18 protein-coding genes, 1 tRNA gene and 3 pseudogenes are annotated in these 18,511 nt (G+C 61.5%); 13 read left to right on the forward strand and 9 right to left on the reverse strand.

Going from position 1 to position 18,511, the window contains the following annotated elements; translation table 11 throughout:
• Nucleotides 1-68: 68 nt before the first annotated feature.
• Together B7D75_RS29440 and B7D75_RS24895 are read left to right on the forward strand one after the other, a co-directional pair.
• Nucleotides 69-986, forward strand: a pseudogene (locus B7D75_RS29440) (transposase).
• 222 nt (nt 987-1,208) lie between these two features.
• Entirely contained in the window at nt 1,209-1,838 is a 630-nt protein-coding gene (locus tag B7D75_RS24895; protein ID WP_107114518.1) for a riboflavin synthase subunit alpha, read from the forward strand.
• A gap of 370 nt (nt 1,839-2,208) precedes the next feature.
• On the opposite strand, the gene B7D75_RS24900 is transcribed toward B7D75_RS24895, so the two are convergent.
• Nucleotides 2,209-3,747, reverse strand: a complete 1,539-nt coding sequence (locus B7D75_RS24900) for an HNH endonuclease family protein (RefSeq protein ID WP_107114519.1) — start codon at nt 3,745-3,747, stop codon at nt 2,209-2,211.
• Nucleotides 3,748-4,299: 552 nt separating this feature from the next.
• On the opposite strand from B7D75_RS24900, the gene B7D75_RS24910 reads away from it, so the two are divergent.
• Nucleotides 4,300-4,515, forward strand: coding sequence for a MerR family transcriptional regulator (locus B7D75_RS24910; protein ID WP_107114521.1), 216 nt, complete (start codon nt 4,300-4,302; stop codon nt 4,513-4,515).
• Nucleotides 4,516-4,520: 5 nt separating this feature from the next.
• On the opposite strand, the gene B7D75_RS24915 is transcribed toward B7D75_RS24910, so the two are convergent.
• The gene (locus tag B7D75_RS24915; protein WP_107114522.1) at nt 4,521-4,739 is read right to left on the reverse strand and encodes a hypothetical protein; all 219 of its coding nucleotides are present in this window, start codon (nt 4,737-4,739) and stop codon (nt 4,521-4,523) included.
• Between B7D75_RS24915 and pflM the strand changes: the two genes are divergently transcribed.
• From pflM to B7D75_RS24980, 9 genes and pseudogenes are all read left to right on the forward strand, one after another.
• Nucleotides 4,738-5,025, forward strand: coding sequence for a lysogeny maintenance protein PflM (gene pflM, locus B7D75_RS24920; RefSeq protein ID WP_023131707.1), 288 nt, complete (start codon nt 4,738-4,740; stop codon nt 5,023-5,025). The genes B7D75_RS24915 and pflM overlap by 2 nt on opposite strands.
• Nucleotides 5,026-5,540: 515 nt before the next feature.
• A pseudogene (locus tag B7D75_RS24930) lies at nt 5,541-5,974 on the forward strand (DNA-binding protein).
• A 120-nt stretch (nt 5,975-6,094) separates the two neighbouring features.
• Nucleotides 6,095-6,346, forward strand: a complete 252-nt coding sequence (locus tag B7D75_RS24940; RefSeq protein ID WP_003124954.1) for a hypothetical protein — start codon at nt 6,095-6,097, stop codon at nt 6,344-6,346.
• A gap of 13 nt (nt 6,347-6,359) precedes the next feature.
• The gene (locus B7D75_RS24945) at nt 6,360-6,578 is read left to right on the forward strand and encodes a hypothetical protein (RefSeq protein ID WP_058177207.1); all 219 of its coding nucleotides are present in this window, start codon (nt 6,360-6,362) and stop codon (nt 6,576-6,578) included.
• A 109-nt stretch (nt 6,579-6,687) separates the two neighbouring features.
• Nucleotides 6,688-7,830: a hypothetical protein gene (locus tag B7D75_RS29855; RefSeq protein ID WP_239481358.1), complete on the forward strand. Its 1,143-nt coding sequence runs from the start codon at nt 6,688-6,690 to the stop codon at nt 7,828-7,830.
• Nucleotides 7,831-7,839: 9 nt separating this feature from the next.
• A complete protein-coding gene (locus B7D75_RS24965) occupies nt 7,840-8,190 on the forward strand; it encodes a DUF2523 family protein (protein ID WP_003159569.1) in 351 nt (116 codons plus the stop codon).
• A 1-nt stretch (nt 8,191) separates the two neighbouring features.
• Entirely contained in the window at nt 8,192-9,454 is a 1,263-nt protein-coding gene (locus B7D75_RS24970; protein ID WP_107114524.1) for a zonular occludens toxin domain-containing protein, read from the forward strand.
• 257 nt (nt 9,455-9,711) lie between these two features.
• A complete protein-coding gene (locus B7D75_RS24975; RefSeq protein ID WP_012614376.1) occupies nt 9,712-11,004 on the forward strand; it encodes a hypothetical protein in 1,293 nt (430 codons plus the stop codon).
• Nucleotides 11,004-12,044 (forward strand): phage integrase, encoded by a 1,041-nt coding sequence (locus tag B7D75_RS24980; RefSeq protein WP_016264131.1) that lies wholly within the window; start codon nt 11,004-11,006, stop codon nt 12,042-12,044. The genes B7D75_RS24975 and B7D75_RS24980 overlap by 1 nt, the downstream gene beginning before the upstream one ends.
• A 27-nt stretch (nt 12,045-12,071) precedes the next feature.
• Here the strand turns inward: B7D75_RS24980 and B7D75_RS24985 are convergent.
• The 4 genes from B7D75_RS24985 to B7D75_RS29615 form a co-directional block, all read right to left on the reverse strand.
• Nucleotides 12,072-12,167 (reverse strand) — tRNA-Sec (locus B7D75_RS24985).
• 131 nt (nt 12,168-12,298) lie between these two features.
• Nucleotides 12,299-12,916, reverse strand: a complete 618-nt coding sequence (locus B7D75_RS24990; RefSeq protein ID WP_034081542.1) for a class I SAM-dependent methyltransferase — start codon at nt 12,914-12,916, stop codon at nt 12,299-12,301.
• A 94-nt stretch (nt 12,917-13,010) separates the two neighbouring features.
• Nucleotides 13,011-13,670 (reverse strand): APC family permease, encoded by a 660-nt coding sequence (locus B7D75_RS24995; RefSeq protein ID WP_185269346.1) that lies wholly within the window; start codon nt 13,668-13,670, stop codon nt 13,011-13,013.
• Nucleotides 13,637-13,822, reverse strand: a complete 186-nt coding sequence (locus B7D75_RS29615) for a hypothetical protein (RefSeq protein ID WP_034081540.1) — start codon at nt 13,820-13,822, stop codon at nt 13,637-13,639. Before B7D75_RS29615 ends, B7D75_RS24995 begins: the two co-directional genes overlap by 34 nt.
• Before the next feature lie 14 nt (nt 13,823-13,836).
• Between B7D75_RS29615 and B7D75_RS25000 the strand changes: the two are divergent.
• Nucleotides 13,837-14,085: pseudogene (locus tag B7D75_RS25000) on the forward strand (helix-turn-helix transcriptional regulator); the annotation flags it as partial.
• A gap of 3 nt (nt 14,086-14,088) precedes the next feature.
• On the opposite strand, the gene selB reads toward B7D75_RS25000, so the two are convergent.
• The 3 genes from selB to fdhE all read right to left on the reverse strand — a co-directional run bounded on the left by selB (nt 14,089) and on the right by fdhE (nt 18,426).
• A complete protein-coding gene (selB, locus tag B7D75_RS25005; RefSeq protein WP_107114526.1) occupies nt 14,089-16,014 on the reverse strand; it encodes a selenocysteine-specific translation elongation factor in 1,926 nt (641 codons plus the stop codon).
• On the reverse strand, nt 16,011-17,417 hold the full coding sequence (selA, locus tag B7D75_RS25010) for an L-seryl-tRNA(Sec) selenium transferase (RefSeq protein WP_058136710.1): 1,407 nt from the start codon (nt 17,415-17,417) through the stop codon (nt 16,011-16,013). Before selA ends, selB begins: the two co-directional genes overlap by 4 nt.
• 79 nt (nt 17,418-17,496) lie before the next feature.
• A complete protein-coding gene (gene fdhE / locus B7D75_RS25015) occupies nt 17,497-18,426 on the reverse strand; it encodes a formate dehydrogenase accessory protein FdhE (protein WP_012077531.1) in 930 nt (309 codons plus the stop codon).
• Nucleotides 18,427-18,511: the final 85 nt, after the last annotated feature.

Here is an 18,511-nt window from a genome sequence, read left to right on the forward strand (position 1 = left end):
CGATGTGTCGTGGTCTACTGTTCCCGGGCACCGATTTAGGCAAAAGTCCTCACCGCTCAGAGTATTCGATGAGCACGCAGCGACGTGTGTTTTCCGCTGAGTTCAAACGCGAGGCTACCGCCTTGGTGCTGGCTCAAGGCTACAGCCATAACGAGGCCTGCCGGTCGCTCGGCGCGAAGGTTCGGCGTTGCGCCGCTGGCTGAAACAGCTCTAGGAGTAACGCCAGGACGTTGCCCCGAAGAGCAAGGTACTGACGCCCGAGCAGCAGAAAATCCAAGAACTGGAGGCCCGGATCAATCGGTTGGAGTGAGAAAACGCGGTCCTAAAAAAGCTATCGCGCTCTTGATGTAGGACGAACTCGGCCGTACGCGCGGATCGACCGGTTGAATAAGCAAGAGCCCGTGGAACTGGTCTATTCAGCCTTCGAGATTGCGCTGTCCTGCTACTACGCCCAAAGTTTTTGACGTAGCCGTGTTGATGCCCCGCGTAGGGCTCAAATCAATCAGTTATTCAACCAAAGTCGAGGCTTGGCTGGTAGCCGCAGCATCCTGGCCATATCACGGGAAGTCAGGTGACTATCGACCGTTTGCGAGTGCATCGGTTGATGTGGGAGTTGAGTCTGCCCAGCAGGCAGCCGGGCTCGCACGCCAGACCGGATAAGGACTGGTGATAAAAGTTCTGGTCATGGACTATGAGTAGCGCGGTCAGCCGCCCGTTCCGATAACGACTCTGGCGTAACCGGATGCGGCAGAGCATGAGCCGTTCAGGGGAGTTGTTAGGTCCATCCACCAATGGGAGCGCCTGTTCCGTGGCCTGACGTCGGAGTGGATCTCGTCGACTGGCCACCGGGCAGCGCTGGAGCCCCAGCGGTACATCAGCCATAACCTGATGTACCGCTAAAACAGGGCCAAGCCACATCAGTACAATGATGGGCAGCCGTCTGCGGTGGCGAAGAAAAACTTAACCGACTGTCTGGGATAGCTTGATCACTACATCAAGCCCCTGAATGACAATTGTCAAAATTTACTGCTACCTTCGGGTTGCACTTCAATACAGACCTAGGCAAGAATCTAGACCAGTATTCTCTTAATGCAAAGCTTACCATCGACCACCTTGGAGCAGGTCTAATCAGCGCCCTAGAGCCAAGTCGCCTTATTATTTTTTAATATCAATTAGCCATTACCAGAGAAACGCAAGAGGAAATTCTTATGTTTACCGGTATAGTACAAGGCACAGCCCGCCTTATCGAAATTGATACGAAGTCAAATTTTCGCACCCATACAGTTGAGTTACCTCCAGAGTTATCAACAGGGTTGGAATTGGGAGCCTCAGTTGCTCACAACGGTTGTTGCTTGACAGTTACACGCATAGAAAACAACCGTATCAGTTTTGATCTGATCAAGGAAACCTTGCTACTGACCAACCTGGGCGACTTAATTGTGGGCGACTTCGTAAATATTGAGCGGGCCGCCAAGCTCGGTGATGAGATTGGCGGTCATCTTATGTCTGGACATGTTATCTGCGTAGCGGAGATAGAAAAGGTTCAACTGTCTGATAATAACCACCAGCTTTGGCTTTGCATGCCAAACAAAGAAATTATGAAGTACGTACTTCATAAAGGCTTTATTGGCATTGATGGTATCAGCCTGACCGTTGGTGAAGTCAAAAGCCAAAGTTTCTGCGTGCATCTGATTCCTGAAACCTTGGAACGTACTACTCTCGGCAAGAAGTCCGTGGGAAGTACCGTCAATATCGAAATCGACCCACAGACCCAGGCCATAGTAGAGACAGTCGAACGTATATTATCTGCTCGTGATGCATCGATAGAGATTTCTTGACCGGTTTGGCGAGCAGTATTACCCGCTAACGTTCGAGTCGCTGCAGCAGCTTCAATGCCCCGCGCGAACCGGAATATGATGGCTGACCTGCCCCCGGGCACCGATCAGTTATCCGTCGTAAAAAGGGGACAGACTTATTTTTAACTCCGCGCCAAAGCAAATTACCATGCCCCAAAATACGAAGAAAGGAAGCAGAAAGGTGCAGAATTGGCGGAAGGCAGTGGGAGTCGAACCCTATTTTTAGGGAGGTCTTATTTGGTCTATGCTGGACAATCATTTATAAATCAATGGCTTGCAATAAGACAAAGTCGCCTTCACTGGCCATTACTGGCCAGTGTTTTCGACACTTTTTCGACAGCACAGGCCTTTTCTAGCTTTTGTACCCAGTATTGCAATATGGATGTGTTAGCGTGCCATTCTCCAAGTTAGAAGTACCGCCCTCGCTTCTCCGCACAACATGATCAATAGAAATAGAATTTCTATGTATATATCCATTGCATATATTACATGTCGGAGCCTTCCTTAGCACCTCCCGAAGGTAGATAGCACTTTTTGCATCCGAGTCGAACTTACCTCCTGCCACTCCGCGTTTATTTGCGGGTTTCTGTAGCGATAAATAACCAAATTCTTGTGTTGCTTGAATTGCTCTTACTATATCATCATTCTGCAAGCTCATTCCCATATTACTCATCACCATCTCGAAAAATTTAGATATATGAGGATGACTAACATGGGCGGTTCGATACTTTCTGTTAATTTGCTGTATCAGATACTCATAATCTAATAGAAAGCTTTCAAAACGCGGCCTTATTGAAGTGAAGTCATCTAGCTTCCCTTCACGAGATATTCGGTTAGCAAAATCAGTCATTGCTAGAAATGAAGCGCTTTTATGACGACCTTCTTGCGAGTAAAAATAAACTGCAGGATGCAGTCCTAAAGATGAGGGGTAATTGCTATTCAGAAGAGACGAAATTTTTCGCACTCTCTTGAGCACTGAAATCGTGGCGTTACCATCCTCATCATCGAGTGCACTCCCCTTGGATACTATATTAATCATATCAACAATAAGTGGCAGCGTCTGAGCAGAGTATAGCTTTCCTGCAATTGGTAGATCCAAGGTCTTTATAGGAGTCTGAAGCCTTGGGGAGAAAAGTATTTCGTTAATCTCAGCCGCAATTTCTTGAATTTCTATTTGCGCCTCTTTGGAAAATCCAGACCAATATTTATGCCCCTTGCCACTTCTTATTATAGCTCGTGCTGCAATGCTATTTGGTTTTCGGCGATCTTCTAGAAGTTTCAGTTCCGTTTTGTCAATTGGAGCAGCTTGCTGGTTAATTTTGAAGAAAGAGCTCTCTGCTTTCCTAGCGTCACCTTCAACCCATTGTAATTGAATAGCGAGAGCCCCTAGATTTTTCGAATGCCTGACTATATCGGGACGAACTTTTTCGGGGTGAGTAAGAGCTAAGCGAAAATCGCTGTATGCACCCACTGCTTTTTCAATAAGCTTTCTGGTATCTTGTGCAACTCTCAACTGTTCGTCGGGTACGATTCCATCATAGAACAGCTTAGATGCCTCACCGTCACCATAATCATTATTGACCCATGCAGCTAGAGCACTTAGCCGATGACTTCCATCGATAACAAACAAATAGCCACCAGCACTTCGCCAGAGAATAACAGATGGGATTAAATCTCCGGTTATAAAGCTGCGCACTAGTTCCGTAACTTTTTCAGCATCCCACTCATTGGTTTCGCGCTGAAAGTCGGGCTTTCTGAGATTAGAAAAAAAGAAAGAATCATACTTTATGTCTTCAATTGAAATTGTCTCTTTCTTTTTTCCTGAATTTACAACCTCTTCGATTTCGAAATCTTCTCTAGAAATCAGTGCGTCAAGATTTACTTTAGCCATGCCTAGCTCCTCAACACAAAGCCACTATAAGCTTAATAATTTCTTTTGCTGCTCCGACCTTTAAACTAAATTATTTTATAACCTAGCACCTTTGGTTTGACTCTAATCTCCCCGGGCATACCAACGCCTAGCTACTTCCTGTGTTATCGCTATCCCGCGCTTTGACTGGTCAAGTTTCGGTTGGCTTCATCGTAGCTCGGACTTGTCTGTCCGCACTCGGGGGCAATCTGTCCGCTAGCGATCCAAAGGGCGTACTGAGGGAAGGCCCGCACAAGCACGTCAATTTCGTCAGTGCTGACTCGTACAGCGCCTTTGCTGACATTCAGCCACCGGCTGTGATCGGTATTGCTCAGTTGACTGAGCTTTTTAGGGCCGACCTGCTTAATCAATAGTCTTGCTCTATCTGCTGAGCTTTCCATATAGAAATTATTCACACGAAGCGGTGAGGGTAACTATTGACTCGACTCATGGTCGGGTCAATAATTGCCTTCGAGGTAATTATTGACTTAAAGGGCGCAGCCCAACAAAGACCAACATAGTGCAGCAAAGGCCATGGAAGTGGAAGAAATCAAGGCTCAAGACCTCCGCGCGGCGCCCCCGGTGTTGCCCTGGCGGGACTTCGCGAACTGGATTGGCATGGGGGAAGAGCACGAAACCGTCCGTGGATGGATTCGTAAGGGCTATATCCCCGCGTACAAGATCGGCAAGCACGTGATGGTCAATGTTGCGCTCTTCACCCATCAGCTGATGGAAAAGGAGGAGTTCTGATGCTGTCAGGCAACCCTATCCATGCGCTGCTGACCTTCTTGGAAGGCTATCTGCTGCAAACGGCACAGCACCCTAGCGAACCCTTCGACCGCGCCCTGATGCTGATCGATGGCCTCATGGATGCCGGCTACCTCTCCCAACCGGAAGAATCCTATCTGGCCGACCTGCGGGTTGAAGCTCTCGCCTGGGGCCGTGCTCGCCAAGATAAGGAGGAAGCTGACCATGTCGTCTCCGAATTACTTGCGCCAAACCCACGCCCCGGACTGCGCCTGCTCTGTGTGCTGGTCCGCAAGGCAGGTCATCCCATTGCACAGCCCGTCGCCGTGTCCGGACTGCCGGCCCCCTGGGCTGCCCTATCTGGAAGATGGCCGCTGGCTCTGCCGTCCCCGTTCCTTCTGCGCGAAACACGACCCGTCCCGGCGTCCGCCGAAGTACTGGCACGTTGTGTACGACAGCGGGAAACCCACGCCCTTCGTGCCTGTGCGCGAAGCATTTCAATTGGAGGGCTGACCCATGCTCGCTAAGACCCTGAAAGCGCTGCTCCTGCTCTGCTTGATCCAAGCCGCCCGCACCGTGGCCGATCCGGTCAAGGGCCGCGCTCCCGGCTCGTCGGAACAGCTTCATCGTTCCGGCGAACGGAAGCACGGGCGCAGCGCACCCTTGAACGCCTCGCCCCTGAAACAGCCTCCGCTGGGGAGTGTGGGGCAGCTCTTCCGCCCCGCGCTCCCGAGCCCTCGGCGGCAAGAGCGGGATGACAAGGGCAGAGCCCTTGGTGTTGCTCTGCGGGTTCCAAGGGGAAGCGTTCCCCTTGGCCGTCGGCGACGACGTTGCGATAGGGATCGTTACCCGAATGGGCCGAGACGAACACCCGTGGTTGGCTTGGTTCGCTAGCGAATAGAGCCCGGCCCGAAGGGATCGCCCCACACATCACTTTCACCCAACACCGCTGAATGAAGGCGAAACAGCCGAATTTGCAGCAGCGGGACAACTCACGCCGAAAAAGGCGAATTGAAGGAGAAACACCGATGAACATGTTTGCAACCCAAGGCGGCGTCGTCGAACTGTGGGTCACCAAGACTGACACCTATACCTCGACCAAGACCGGGGAAATCTACGCCTCGGTCCAGTCCATCGCCCCGATCCCGGAAGGTGCCCGTGGCAACGCCAAGGGCTTCGAGATCAGCGAATACAACATCGAGCCGACCCTGCTGGACGCCATCGTCTTCGAAGGCCAGCCGGTGCTCTGCAAGTTCGCCAGCGTGGTCCGCCCGACCCAAGACCGTTTTGGTCGGATCACCAATACCCAAGTCCTTGTGGATCTGCTGGCCGTGGGCGGCAAGCCGATGGCGCCGACCGCCCAAGCCCCGGCCCGCCCGCAAGCGCAGGCCCAACCCCGCGCCCGGCCCAGCAGCCGCAGGGCCAGGACAAACAAGACAAGTCCCCGGACACCAAGGCGTAAGCCGTAGGAGGCCGCGATGCTCCGCTATCTCTCGCTGTTCGCGGTAGGTCTGGCCACCGGCTACGCCTGGGGCTGGATCGACGGCCTAGCGGCCTCCCTGGCTGTTTGAGGACTGCACGAATGGAAGGTTCTGTATCGGTTCAAGTGTGCAAGACCTGGGTCCAGAACGCGGACGGCACGGTTGGCTGTACGCACCTTGAGTGGATACAGACCTACCTGCTGCCGCCTGAGGCAGAGGGCTATTTGACTCTGCTGATGGGTGGTTTCGACCCGTCGGCCTTCCGCCTCGGCTTCGCCGGGACCATCGGGCTGTTCGCCGTTGGTTTGGGGGCTGGCTTGATCATTTCCGCCATGCGCAAAGCGCGCAATTAATGAGGTTCCAATCATGGAAAAAATGAAAACCCTGTTCCGCAACGCTTCCATCGCCACCGTCGGCCTGGCCGTGGCCAACGTCTCCTTCGCCGACTCGCTGATCGACGAGGCGACCAAGGAAGTGCTGACCCAAGCCGGCACCGACGGCTCGTCCGTGGCCAAGCTGGTGATCGCCGCCGTGGCGGTGCTGGTCGGCCTCGCCCTGGTCATCGGCGCGATGCGCAAGGCCTGACGTGATCTGGTCCCTGATGCTGGGCGCATTCATGGCGTCCGCGCTGCTGACGGGATTGAAAATCGGCCAGTATCAGTGACAGGAGGAGGGGCCGAAAGGCCCCTTTTTTATGCCTCGCTTCGTACTACTCATTTTCGCCCTGGTGCTCTCATCGGCGGCCCACGCGGACTTCTACCAATGGAAGATTTCCATCCCCGGAAATCCCACGGCCTTCTTTCCATCCTATACGGCGGCATGCCAGTACTACTTCGATAACACGTCGGCCAACTGGCTAAAGGAAATCAACAAACTGAGCTACAAGGAAGTTCAGTGCAATGTTTCGGGTACTGGTGGAATCACTTGGCAGACGTCGACCGCTATATTGACCGGCGACAGTTGCCCGGAAGGCACGGACTTCAATAAAGAGACCGGCGAGTGCAAGGAAAACAAGTGCGAAATCCTGGCCGGCTCGCTCTACGAAAAATCCCATCAAGCGCCGATCTCCCGCTTCATCAACTACCTCGGCTGCGAGATCGCCGTCAGTTCGATTGACGGTTGTATCGGCCCCGCTGAGGGTCAAGCCGGCGCGACGTACTGCAAGGTCATCGGCTCGTTCACCGGTAACTGGTTCACCTCCAATGGCTCCTGTGCCTTTGGCTGCGACGTGGGCCCGGGTGACGGTCCGCCTCCGGGTGGGGACGGCGGCACAGGGGGCGACGGTGGCAGCAACCCGCCCGGCGGCGACGGTGGAAGCGATGGCGGCACCAAGCCCGGTAACGGCGGTGGCGATGACGGCTCCAGTGGTGGCGGCGGCGGTGGGGGCGGTGGCGGTAACAACCCCTGTCAGGGCCATGTTGGCAGTGACTGCGGCACCACGCCCGGCGGTGACGGCAGTAGCGGCGGCGATGGCGACGGGTCCGGCTCCAGCGGCGGGACCGGTGGCGATGGCGGCGACGGCTCCGGCGGGGGAGGCCTGAAAGAGCCGAAGCAAGGCTCCTTCGACAAAACCATCAAGGAATACGACGACGCCATCGCCAAGGCGCAAAAGGACTTCCAGGAACTGCAAGGCAAGTTCGAAAGCGTCCTCGCTTCCAAGTTCGATATTCACCTGGGCACCGGCGGCGGCTCCCTGACGTGTTGGGACTTTACCGCTCTCGGTCAGCGCTACGACGTCTGCCTCACCCAGTACGCCCAAGAACTCTCCGTCATCCGCTACGTGTTGCTGTTCATCGCCGCGATCCTGGCCGGATGGATCGTTTTCTATCGCTCCTGAGGAAACGCCATGGACATTCCCTTTCTCTCCGACATTCTCGCCTGGATGCAATCCCTCTGGGACTTCCTCTACAGCGGTGTCTATGACTTCGTCACCGACGCCTTTGTCCTGCTGACCAAGATGGCCATCAAGGGCTGGTTCGAGATGCAATTGTTCGTCGCGGAAATCGGCTACAAGGCGTTCCGCGAAGTCGTCGGCGGCATTGGTATCGGCTCGACCATCACGTCCTATTACTCGTCCCTGGACGGCGACCTGCGCTCGCTGCTGGCGTTCTTCGGCCTGCCGGACGCGGTGAACATGATCTTCGCCGCCATTGGTACGCGCTTCTCCATGTCCTTCATCCCCTTCATAGGTAAGTGACATGGCGATCAAGATTCATCACGGCCCGAACGGCTCCTACAAGACCTCCGGCGCGATCCAAGATGACTTGATCCCCGCGATCAAGAAGGGCCGCGTCATCATCACCAATGTGCGCGGCCTGACCCGCGAACGGATCTTCCAAGTGATGCCGGAGACGCCCTCCAGCTGCGACGTCATCAACCTCGACCTCGAGGACCTGGAAGACATGGAAAAGATGCGCACCTGGTTCATGTGGGCGCCGCGTGGCGCGTTCATCATCTTCGACGAAACCCAACTGATCTTTCTGAAGTCCTGGCGCGAAGCCGACCTCAAGCGCTTCGACTTCCCGGACGGCCCGGAAGCGGCCAAGGCAGCCGGGCGGCCCATGGGCTGGCTGGATGCCTGGACCCGGCACCGGCATTTCAACTGGGACATCATCCTCACCACGCCGAACATCGCCTATATCCGCGACGACATCCGCATGACGGCGGAAAAGGCCTATCTGCACTCCAACCTCGCCGTCATCGGCATTCGGGGCCGCTACAAGGAAAGCCAGCACTCGGCGCAGGACAACAAACCGCCGGCCCGCGACGTGATCGTCGAGATCAAGAAAATCCGCCAGGAGACCTTCGCCCTCTATGAATCGACAGCCACCGGCTCCGTCACCGACACCATCGCCGGCAAGAGCCTTTTTAGACAACCTAAGATTCTTCTATTCATGGCAATTCCGGCCCTTGCTATTGGGTCTGTGGTTTATGACGGCGGCCCTCGTTTGCTCATGGGCGACCCTGTATCGCCGCCTGCTGCTGGAACTGCTGCGCCTGCTCAAGCCGGTCCTGCTGTGGGTGCTGCGCGTGCTACTGGTGCGGCTGGTCCTGATGCTGCTGATGATGTACCTGGGCACCCAGGCGTTCCGGGTGCTGCTCCTGTAGGCCATCCCTTCGCCGGCCGCGACTTCATCGTCAAGGCAACCCTGCTGTCCGCCTCCGGGCGCCGCACCTATCTGTTCGCCGTCCGGGGCCAGGACGGCAGCGAATTCACTCTTACCGATCGCGACCTGACCGACACCGGCTATGCCGTGGTGCCGCGGGGCAACTGCGCCGCGGAACTGAGCTTCAAGGGCGGTTGGTCCGGCTATGCCGCCTGCGCCGGGCGTAGCGCCTTGGGCAATGCGCCGCCGGCTCAGACCGCCGCGCCGAACGTACCGCCCGCCGCCGCGAACGGCGCCGCCGTGCGGGTGACGGTGGTTCCTGACACCAGCCGCTTGCCGCGCTCGATCAACTGAGGGGGAGCCGATGAACTGGACAAGCTATTTCGCCGCACTGGGGCTGGCGTTCCTGGCCTATCTGGCGGGCTTTTTCTTCGCGGTGGCGGTGACGCCGACGGGGCCGGTATGGCCGCTGTAGCCGGCCTGGCCGGGGCGCGCGCGAACGGCTCGTCTCGGAGTGAGCAAGCGCCACGGCGGGGCCGGCCGACGCCCCTGTAACACGTCAGATAAGCACCCCGCGATTTGGACATTAATGGACATTGTTAGGTGAAACCATGAAGAAAGTGACCCATCAAAACCGCCTCCTGCTGCAACCCGACGGACAACTGCTGGACTCCCCCAAGGGACGGCTCTTCGTTGATTCCATGACGGGGGCGTTCACCGACCTGTCAGGCGTGCGGATCCTGCGTTGCGGCGTGGACACGGTGCGGCAGTTGTACAACGGCAAGCTCCGGCCGGAAGTCATGGCGCTGTTTGACCTCTCGGTGGATGTGGTCGAGTTCGCCGGCTACGAATGGTCCAAGGGCCGCATCGGTCGCGACTCCGGCTATCAGTACCGTCTGCAGAACGCAGAATTGGGGCTGATCCTGCTGATCAAGAATCACAACATCAAGGTCGATACCCTTGGCTCGCACCTCAAGATCGAGGTGTCGCCCCATGCCCTCGACGGTGCCGACCCGCATATCCTCCAGGGCGTGCTGGATGACTTGGCCGCTGCCGTGCTGAGCCACTGCGAGACCAACCAAGCCGCTGTGCATATCGCCCTGGACGTACAAGGCTGGAAACCGCCTCGCGATCTGGTGGATCGCATGCATTGCCGCTCGCGTCGGGTGCGGCAAATCAGCGGGATCGAGCGGATCGAATTCGACGGCAACGCCTCGGTCTACGGGCGTGGCGAGACGTACATGTTCGGCTCGGCCAACGGCCTGCAACTATCGATCTATAACAAGACCCTCCAGGCTCGGGCCACCGACAAGCTCGACTATTGGGAAAGCGTGTGGGCCACCCTGAACGGGGATCCGTTCGGCGATGGTGACCCGGCCTATAACCCCCTGGAAACGGTGTGGCGGCTCGAATTCCGCTTCCATCACTCCATCGTCCAGCAGTTCTCCGAAGGCTCGCGTATGGCCTCGGGGGAGGTCATTGGCTGCCGCACCTATGAGGGGCTTTGCCCGCACCTGCAAGGACTGTGGAACTACGCCTGTGAAAGCTTCAAGTTGCTGAGCCGGACGGCGGTCTACGATCCGTTCTGGAGCCTGATCAGCCAGGACGCCCGCGTCCAAGTCGAGTGCGATCCGCTGATCGAGCGCACCGAGTACCGGCGCTATTACAAGACCGCCAAGGGATTCAGTGGGCGTAACTGCGAGATGTTCCTCGGCCAGTTCATCAGCCTGATTGCGCGGGAGCGCATTCCTGCAAAAAAGGCTATTGAGTCCGCCCGCAAACTGGAGTTCTGGCACGTTATCGAAGACCACTATCTCGCCAAGGGTTGGACTCGTCGCGATCTGGAAAGGCATATACACAAGCTGATGTGTGATCGGTATCTACGGCGCGGATACGCTATCTGATGGCGATCACCAAGCTTGAGGATGGCCGCTGGCTGGCCGACGTTGAACCGATCAAGGGCAAGCGTTTTAGGAAGCGTTTCAAGACCAAGGGCGAAGCCCAGCGGTTCGAAGCCACCGTGCGGCAAAGGACCATTGAAAACCCGGCCTGGACACCAAGGCCGAAGGATCGTCGACGCCTGTCTGAGTTGGTGACCCGTTGGACGTTACTCCACGGCCACGCCCTGACGGACGCTGACCGTCGTTCCCTGGTGCTGCGCAAGATGGCGGAACGCATGGGCGACCCCATAGGCTCGGTGGTAACCGGGAACATCTTCACCGAGTATCGGGCCAGACGCCTTGCGTCAGGCATCAGCGGCAAGACCTTGAACAACGAACTGGGCTACCTGCGGTCGCTGTTCAACGAACTGCACCAGTTGGGTGAAATCGACTATCCAGACCCGCTGGCCAAGGTGAAGGCGATCAAGCTGCAAGATCGAGAGTTGACCTACCTGACCCGCCAGCAGATAGAAACGCTGTTCCGTGCCCTCCGGGAACATTGCAAGACGCCTCATGTGGAACCCGTCGCCCTGGTCTGTCTGGCTACCGGTTGCCGCTGGGGTGAAGCTCAAGGGCTGACCCTGGATCGGGTCCGGGATGGAGCGGTGCAGTTCGTTAACACGAAGTCAAAGCGTCGCCGCTCGGTCCCGATACCTCCAGAACTGGAACAACGCCTGCACTCGCACCTGCGCCGCTACGGCAAGTTCTCCAACTGCCGCGACAGCTTCGACTTCGCCGTGAAGATGTCCGGCGTCGCCCTCCCCCGTGGGCAGAAATCGCATGTGCTCCGCCACACGTTCGCCTCGCACTTCATGATGAACGGCGGCAATATCCTGACCCTGCAAAAGATTCTCGGGCACTCGTCGCTGACCATGACCATGCGGTATGCGCACCTCGCCCCGGACTTCCTGCAAGACGTGATCAGACTCGGCCCGCTGAAAGACTTTCGACACTTCTTCGACACGACGGATTTTTCGACACCGGCGGAAACGCTGGAAGCCTAGAGCGGCAAGGGCTGTGGAAGGGGGATATGGCGGAAGGCAGTGGGAGTCGAACCCACCCAGGAACGGCTGCCGTCCCCCACCGGATTTGAAGTCCGGCCACGCCACCGGGCGTGATTGCCTTCCTCTTTGATTTGCAAGAAGTTTTCTTCGAGGCGGGAGCTTATCAGGCCAGCGTCCGAAGAAGAAATGCCGGATGTCATGGAAAGTCGTTCGCATGGCCGGGCGAGCAGAGCGTAGCCCAGCCTCGGAGCACTTCACAGGCGTTTCAGGCAATGGCAGTAGACGAAGTGCTGGACCCGGCCGGCGGGAGTGACGTGGTGTTCGTCGCGGTGCTCGGTGAGCTGGAAGGCGGAGCCGAACTCGGCGTGCAGTTCGTCGGCGTCGTAGCGCATGACCGGCAGGCCGCTGCATTCGGTCGGGCCGTCGGCGGCGAAGGTGGCGACGATCACGTGGCCGCCGTGGCGAACCGCCTTCATCACCTGACGCACGTAGGCGCGGCGGGCTTCGGCAGTGGTAAGGAAGTGGAACACGGCGCGGTCGTGCCAGACATCGTAGGTGGCTTCCGGCAGGTCGACGGCGGTGATGTCGCCGGCGATCCAGCGCACCTCTTCGCCGCGCGCGCCGAGGCGGTTGCGGGCGACGCGCAGGGCGGCGTCGGAGAGGTCGAGCACCGTCAGGTCGCCGAAGCCATCGGCGAGCAGGCCGTCGACCAAGGTCGAGGCGCCGCCACCGACATCGATGATCGCCGCCTCGCGGGGCGCGCCGATATGCCGGATCAGGTCGAGGGACAGCGTGGCCTTGGCCTGGAACCAGCTCACCGCGTCGGACGGCTTGCTCTCGTATACCCGTTGCCAGTGCTCTCGTTCGGACATGACGACCTCCTCCGTGTTGCGCTGCGACCCATTACCCACCAAGGGCATTAACGGCACATTAACGCCATCGGCAGTGTTGCGACAGGGCCGCTCCTCAACCGTAGGCACCGCGCAGAGCCACCCCGCCGCGCCTTCGCGCCGCCTGGCGGATCAGCAGCTGGTCCGCCGCCATGACCAGCGCCACGCCGCCGACGATCTTGCCGGCGTAGGCCCAGTCCATCGGCGCGCCGGGGGCGACGACGGACAAGCCGATGCCGGCCAGCACATGCAGCGCGACGAACAGCGCCCAGAGACTGGCCAGGCGATCGCCCAGCGGCATCCGGCAGGGCCGTGGGCGCGGGTCGGCGCGGCGCAGGCGGACGAAGGCCAGGCACATCAGCACGTAGGGCATCATGAAGACCATGCGAAGATCGACAGCGAAGTCCAGAGCAGTTCCTCGGCAGTGTGCGCCACCAGGCCGTAGAGCAGGAGCAGGACGATGCTCACAGGCCAGTACCGCCGAGTCGATCGGCGTGCCATGCCGCGGATGGACCACGCCGAACAGCGCCGGCAGCTCGCAGGCCTTGGCCGCTTCCACCGCGGCACGGTTGGTGCCCATGCTCCATGTTGGTGAAGAGGGTGTGGCGAAGATCCGGGTGACGTCGGTTTCCTCGGCCGGTACCGCGGCCAGCACGCCGAGGGTGCCGAAGATATTGAAGGCGCCGACGATCAGCCCGGAGGTCAGCACCGCGCGCGGGATACCGCGGCGCTGCAACAGGCCAGCTCGGTCCCCATGATGCCGTAGACCATCACTCCCAGCGCGGCCACCTGGCCCGGCGAGGGCGGGACGATGGAGTCCAGGCTGAAATCGTCGGCGAAGCCATGGTTCCAGCCGTAGTGCAGGCCGCCGACGCCCCGGGCGAGCATCGCGAGCAGCTTGAGCTGCGCGCCCTCAGGAAGTGCTGCGCGGCTTCGGTCGCGGCGTGCTCACCGTCCGCGAACGCGAGGCCTGCCAGCCGCTACTCAGCGGCCGCTCGGCGAAATCCAGCGCGCGGCTGATGGACACCTCCCCAGAGATGGTGCGCATGCACCGGAAGAAACTCTACGCCAAGCTGGAAGTCGGCTCGCAGTCGGAACTGTTCGCGCTGTTCATCGAGTGCCTGAGCCAAGGGCAGCGCGTCGGCCCCTGAGACTCAGGGCGAGACACCGCCGAGCAATTGTTCGGCCAGCGCCGAGCCCTCGCGCAGGCGGCGGTCATTGCCGATGCGGCGGGTCAGGCCGATGCGGTCGAAATGCTCAAGGATCTGGATGCTGCGCTTGCGGCCGATACCCAGGCGGTCGCGGAACTCCGCCGGACGGATCAGCCCGGACGGGTCGCGCACCTGCAGGGCGATCCCGGCCAACTGGCGCAGGGTGGCCTCCGGGTAAAACAGGTCGCGCACCACCTGCTGCACCTGGCCCAGGCGCGCCAGCTTGCGCAACAGGTGGCGCATGGCGGCTTCGTCCTGGCCCAGCTCGCGAGCCAGGTCGCGGACCCAGGGCGGGTCGTAGCGGCCGGCTTCGAGCAATGGCCAGAGGCGCGCGCGCAACTGTTCCTCGCTGTCGCTCAGGCGTACCTCGTGGCCGGGCAGGTGCAGCCAGGGGCCGCTGCTGTGCACGTCGCCGCCGGCCAAGGCGGCCTCCAGCAGGGCGATGAACACCGGCCGCTCGAGCTGCGGCAGGGCATAGCGGCGCAGGCGGTCGCGGTCTGGGCCGAGTTCGTCCGGCAATTCCTCATGGAAGCGCCGCAGGCCGGCGAGCAGTCGCTCGACCAGGGCGAACCAGCGCTCGCCGGCGAACAGCCGCGGGCCGAGGCGGGTCTGTACCTCGACCATCTCCTCCGGCAGCCGCCAGTGCTCGCGCGGGCGGTTGAACAGTTGCACCAGGCGTTGCGGATCGAGGCCGTTCTCGGCGGCGCCGAGCAGGGTCGGCAGCGCCTCCTCCAGGCTATCCTGGCGCAGCGCCTGGAGTTGCGCCAGACGCGCCGGGGTTCGCCGGTTGCGCGCCGGCGCGGCGCTGTCGAGCACCCGTCCGCCGCCGAGGGTGCGCTGCGCCGACTGGTCGCGCAGCACCAGGCGATCGCCGTGCAGGGCCTGGATCGGCGCGTTCAGCACCAGTTGGGCGAAGGCGCGATGGCCAGGCTCCAGTTGCTCGCCCTCGAGCAGGGCCAGGCGCCCGGTGACGTCCTGGGTCCCCAGGTGCAGGTGCACCGGGGTCCAGTGGGTGAAGTCGCGGAGTTCGTCGGGGAGCAGGCGAAAGTCGATGTCGACCCGCGTGGTCGGCGCGTGCAGCGCTGCCTGCAGCAGCCAGTCGCCGCGCTGGACCTGCTCCAGCGCGAGGCGCTCGCCGGCGATGTTCAGGGCCACGCGCTGGCCGGCCCAGGCCTGTTGCGCGGGCCGGTTCTGCGCGTGCAGACCGCGCACCCGCACCGGCCGCCCGGCGTTGCCGAGGAGCAGTTCGTCGCCCACCGCGACCTGTCCGGAGAAGGCCGTGCCGGTGACCACGATGCCGCTGCCGGCGACGCTGAAGGCCCGGTCCACCGCCAGCCGGAAATACCCTTCGCGGCCGCGCTCGCGGACTTCGCCGGCAAGCCCGCGCAGAGCCTCGCGCAACGCCGCCACGCCCTCACCGCTGCTGCTGGAGAGCGGAAAGATCGGCGAGCGCGCCAGCGGTCCGGAGGCCAGCAGGTGCTCGACCTGGATCTGCACCTGCTGCACCCGCTGCGGCTCGACCCGGTCGATCTTGGTCAGCGCCACCAGTGCCCGGCGGATACCGAGCAGCTCGACGATCGCCAGATGCTCGCGGGTCTGCGGCATCAGGCCGTCGTCGGCGGCCACCACCAGCAGCACGCAATCGATGCCGCTGGCGCCGGCCAGCATGTTGTGGACGAAGCGCTCGTGGCCGGGCACGTCGATGAAACCGGTGGGGCTGCCATCGCCGAGGTCGGCGTACAGATAGCCGAGGTCGATGGTGATGCCGCGCTGGCGCTCGGCCGGACGGCGGTCGCCCTCGATCCCAGTGAGGGCGCGCAGCAGCGAGGTCTTGCCGTGGTCGATATGCCCGGCGGTGCCGACGATCACGACAGTTCGCCCCGCAGCCGCGGCAACTGGGCGCGGAACGCCGGCTCGTCGTCGAGCTGGCGCAGGTCGAGCCAGAGGGCGTCGTCGTCGAGCCGGCCGATCACCGGCAGCGGCAGGCCGCGCAGGGCTTCCTCGAGGTTGCGCAGGGTGCGTCCGCGCAGGCGCCTGGGCTGCCTCGGACGCAGGCACAGCGCGGCGCTGGCCAGCCGCGCCACCGGCTGCGCGCCGCTGCCGATCATGCCCAGGGCGTCGACCACGGCGACCTCCCAGTCCTCGCCGAGCGCTTCGGCCAGCGCCGGCGCCAGCCGCTCGGCCTGGGCGCGGATCTCCGCCGCCGGGCGGCTGAGCAGGCGCAGGGTGGTCAGGCGTTCGGCGAGGCGATCGGGATCGCGGTACAGGCCGAGCACCGCCTCGAGGGCGGCGAGGGTCAGCTTGTCGACGCGCAGGGCGCGCTTGAGCGGGTTCTTCTTGATCCGTCCGACCAGTTCGCGGTTGCCGAGGATCAGCCCGGCCTGGGGCCCGCCGAGCAATTTGTCGCCGCTGAAGGTGACGATGTCGGCGCCGTCGGCCAGGGCTTCCTGCACCGTCGGTTCCTTGGGCAGGCCCCAGCGGGTCAGGTCCACCAGGGTGCCGCTGCCGAGATCTTCCAGCAGCGGCAGGCCGTGGCCATGGGCGATGGCCGCCAGTTGCGCGGTGGGCACGCTGGCGGTGAAGCCCTGGACGCTGTAGTTGCTGGTGTGCACGCGCATCAGCAGGCCGCTGCGCGGGCCGATGGCGGCTTCGTAGTCCCGGGCGTGGGTGCGGTTGGTGGTGCCCACCTCGTGCAGGCGCACGCCGGCGCGGGTCATGATGTCGGGAATGCGGAAGGCGCCGCCGATCTCGATCAGCTCGCCGCGCGAGATGATCCCTTCCTTGCGCGCCCCCAGGCTGTTCAGCGCCAGCAGCACCGCCGCGGCGTTGTTGTTGACCACGGTGACCGCCTCGGCGCCGGTGAGCTCGCGGATCAGTCCGGTGATCAGGTCGTCGCGGTCGCCACGCTTGCCGCTGGCCAGGTCGAACTCCAGGTTCAGCGGGTAGCGCGCGGCGAGGGTGATCGCCTCGATGGCCTCGTCCGGCAACAGGGCCCGGCCGAGGTTGGTATGCAACACCGTGCCGGTCAGGTTGAACACCCGCCGCACGCGGCTGGCATGCTGCGCGGCGAGGCGTTCGCCGGCACGGCCGGCGAGCACCGCCTCGCTCAGCTCGATCGCGGCGAGGGCGCCCTGGCGAGCCGGCTCGCGCAGTTCGTCGAGCAGGTCGCGGAGGGTCGCCAGCAGCGCCTCGCGGCCGTAGCGCTGGTGCAGGGGAGCGGCCGCCGCGCTACGCAGCAGGCGGTCGACCGAAGGCAAGCGAACGGAACTCATGGAGAAACCTTATCCACAGGGAAGGGGCCACCGACACGCCCATCATAGACGCGTCGGCGCGGGCCCGCAGCGCCTTCGGCTATTCGCCGCCGGGGGCCAGCAGAAGGTTGGGCGAACGCCGCAGGTAGCCATCCTCGGCCAGGCGCATGTCCAGCGCCAGGCTGGCCAGGTCGTCGGCGAGAGCATCGGCGTGACGGTCGAATTCCAGGTAGAACTGCTTCAGGTAGCCCTGGCAACCGGGGCAGGTCTCGGCGCGCAGCACGGCCTTTTCCGCCGGCTGCCCGTCATGCTCCAGGGACAGGTAGGCCAGGTGCTTGCTTTCCTCGCAGTGGCTGCACTTGATCCGCACGTAGTGCCATTCGCAGGCGCACAGCGAGCAGCTCAGGTAGCGCAGGCCGGTTTCCTTGCCGCCCTGGCGGATCATCCCGGCCATCGGCGGCGAGCCGCAGGCGGGGCACAGGGTCCGGCTCTCGGTCTCGACCACCGCGCCCTCCTCCAGCCCCAGCAGCCAGTGGCTCCAGGCTACCTGCAGGGCGGCGCCGAGGAACGGCACCAGGGCCGCCGGCAGGAGGTCGAACTGACCGCTGAGCAGGGCGATGGCCCAGGCCTTGCGCTGGCCTTCGTCGGCTTCGCGCAATTGTTCGAGTGCCGCGCCGACGGCGGCGTTGGCCGGCGCCGGGTAGCCCGCGAGCAGGGCATCCAGCCAGGGCAGCCAGGCGCCTTCGCGCACCAGCAGGTCATAGGCCAGCGGCGGCATGCCGTGCTCGCGACTCTTGCGCAGGCGCTCGGGATCGAGCGGGGCCAGCGCCGGCGGGTTGTCCAGCAGCGCCTGCTGGAGCTGGCAGAGACCGGCGACCAGGCGCAGGTAGTCGCCCATCGGGTGCCCATCGGCCAGTTGCAGCAGGCGCTCGCCACGGCGGGCGAACAGGTCGCGCGACGGCTGGTGCAGGTGCGGGGGAATGTTGGCGGCGGCTTCGATCTGCCCCGGTTGAAGAATGGTGCGTGACACGGGAACTCCTCGGGTCTGCGCCGGCGGGCCGATGGGCCACGCCGCAACGATCGGGCGCCCGGAGGGGCGCGGAATGAATGCAAAG

The sequence above is a fragment of the Pseudomonas paraeruginosa genome (assembly GCF_003025345.2).
Classification (GTDB): Bacteria; Pseudomonadota; Gammaproteobacteria; order Pseudomonadales; family Pseudomonadaceae; genus Pseudomonas; species Pseudomonas paraeruginosa.

What these genes read in the sequence shown, in the direction of transcription:
- selA (WP_058136710.1), bottom strand. Translation starts at nt 17,417, where the DNA reads ATGAGTTCCGTTCGCTTGCCTTCGGTCGACCGCCTGCTGCGTAGCGCG.
- B7D75_RS24895 (WP_107114518.1), top strand. Translation starts at nt 1,209, where the DNA reads ATGTTTACCGGTATAGTACAAGGCACAGCCCGCCTTATCGAAATTGAT.
- B7D75_RS24975 (WP_012614376.1), top strand. Translation starts at nt 9,712, where the DNA reads ATGAAGAAAGTGACCCATCAAAACCGCCTCCTGCTGCAACCCGACGGA.
- B7D75_RS24990 (WP_034081542.1), bottom strand. Translation starts at nt 12,916, where the DNA reads ATGTCCGAACGAGAGCACTGGCAACGGGTATACGAGAGCAAGCCGTCC.
- B7D75_RS24980 (WP_016264131.1), top strand. Translation starts at nt 11,004, where the DNA reads ATGGCGATCACCAAGCTTGAGGATGGCCGCTGGCTGGCCGACGTTGAA.
- pflM (WP_023131707.1), top strand. Translation starts at nt 4,738, where the DNA reads ATGTCGTCTCCGAATTACTTGCGCCAAACCCACGCCCCGGACTGCGCC.
- B7D75_RS29855 (WP_239481358.1), top strand. Translation starts at nt 6,688, where the DNA reads ATGCCTCGCTTCGTACTACTCATTTTCGCCCTGGTGCTCTCATCGGCG.
- B7D75_RS24970 (WP_107114524.1), top strand. Translation starts at nt 8,192, where the DNA reads ATGGCGATCAAGATTCATCACGGCCCGAACGGCTCCTACAAGACCTCC.
- B7D75_RS29615 (WP_034081540.1), bottom strand. Translation starts at nt 13,822, where the DNA reads ATGCTCGCCCGGGGCGTCGGCGGCCTGCACTACGGCTGGAACCATGGC.
- B7D75_RS24945 (WP_058177207.1), top strand. Translation starts at nt 6,360, where the DNA reads ATGGAAAAAATGAAAACCCTGTTCCGCAACGCTTCCATCGCCACCGTC.
- B7D75_RS24915 (WP_107114522.1), bottom strand. Translation starts at nt 4,739, where the DNA reads ATGGTCAGCTTCCTCCTTATCTTGGCGAGCACGGCCCCAGGCGAGAGC.
- B7D75_RS24900 (WP_107114519.1), bottom strand. Translation starts at nt 3,747, where the DNA reads ATGGCTAAAGTAAATCTTGACGCACTGATTTCTAGAGAAGATTTCGAA.
- B7D75_RS24910 (WP_107114521.1), top strand. Translation starts at nt 4,300, where the DNA reads ATGGAAGTGGAAGAAATCAAGGCTCAAGACCTCCGCGCGGCGCCCCCG.
- B7D75_RS24940 (WP_003124954.1), top strand. Translation starts at nt 6,095, where the DNA reads ATGGAAGGTTCTGTATCGGTTCAAGTGTGCAAGACCTGGGTCCAGAAC.
- B7D75_RS24965 (WP_003159569.1), top strand. Translation starts at nt 7,840, where the DNA reads ATGGACATTCCCTTTCTCTCCGACATTCTCGCCTGGATGCAATCCCTC.